Source organism: Coprococcus intestinihominis, from assembly GCF_040096555.1.
Classification (GTDB): domain Bacteria; phylum Bacillota; class Clostridia; order Lachnospirales; family Lachnospiraceae; genus Coprococcus_A; species Coprococcus_A intestinihominis.
Genome location: NZ_JBBMEK010000487.1, coordinates 1 through 937, shown reverse-complemented (window position 1 = coordinate 937; position 937 = coordinate 1). Strand labels below are relative to the sequence as shown.

The 937-nt window shown below is 36.3% G+C and carries 3 protein-coding genes; all 3 read left to right on the top strand.

The genetic code is table 11. The annotated features are described in order from the left end of the window. On the top strand, nt 1–197 hold a 197-nt coding region (locus WMO25_RS18405; RefSeq protein WP_349086702.1), incomplete at its 5' end, for a hypothetical protein. Between the two features lie 16 nt (nt 198–213). Then, a complete protein-coding gene (locus WMO25_RS18400; RefSeq protein ID WP_349086700.1) occupies nt 214–483 on the top strand; it encodes a DUF4176 domain-containing protein in 270 nt (89 codons plus the stop codon). Between the two features lie 43 nt (nt 484–526). Further along, nucleotides 527–937 (top strand): WXG100 family type VII secretion target (locus tag WMO25_RS18395; RefSeq protein ID WP_349086699.1); only part of this gene is annotated, 411 nt, incomplete at its 3' end.

The following is a 937-nucleotide window of genomic DNA, read 5'->3' as shown; positions in this document are numbered from 1 at the left end:
TGGCTGGTATTTATGGAATCAGCCACAGCTTAACACTCGGTTTCGATGATCTTATTTTCGGCGCAATAGATAATGCTACTGGTGGCAATGGAACGGCAGACATGAGTTACTTTGAAAAAGCTGCTGAGGGCTACAAAATTTTAGCAAACAAATGTGGCGAAGCGATTGGAAACTGGTGGATTGGTCTAACTAAATAAGATAATCGGAGGAGACATGAAAAATTTACTACCTATTGGAAGTGTGGTCTTATTAAAAGACGCAACAAAAAAATTAGTAATCATCGGCATTTTGCAAGTAAATCCTAGCGAAAACAAAATCTATGATTACTTAGGTGTTCCTTATCCAGAAGGTTATGTTGGTTCAGATAATAACTTCTTATTCAATCACTCTGACATCAATGACATCATTTTTTCTGGATATGAAAACCCTGAGCGTGAAGCTTTTATTAAAGCCATGGATATCCTATACAATCAAAAAAAATAAATACTGAAATAAAACATCTCCTTAGGAAGGGAGGGTAATGAATATGCCAAGAATATACGTTGAATTTTCTGGACTCGAACAGATTGGAAGTCGTTGTAAAACAGCATCATCAAAAGTAACTACTATCCAATCGGATTTTCAACGCACTGTTCGGCAACTTGACTGGGATATTCGCTTTGAGTCCAACATAAATAGCACCGCTACACAGATAGCCAGAAAACTTGAGCAGTATTCGAGAGCATTAGAAGCCTATCAACGATTTATTGAAGATGCGCACAACGAATATGTTAAATTAGATGAATATAAGAAACTAACTTTGGCTGATTATATCGCTCCAATATCGTTTGATCCCAATAGTTTTATAATTGTTGGTCCGGGAGGACAGCTTAATTTTGATTGGTCAAAATTGATTAAGGATGTATTTATTACAAAGCCTTATGTACTCCCTACTCTA

What these genes read in the sequence shown, in the direction of transcription:
- WMO25_RS18400 (WP_349086700.1), top strand. Translation starts at nt 214, where the DNA reads ATGAAAAATTTACTACCTATTGGAAGTGTGGTCTTATTAAAAGACGCA.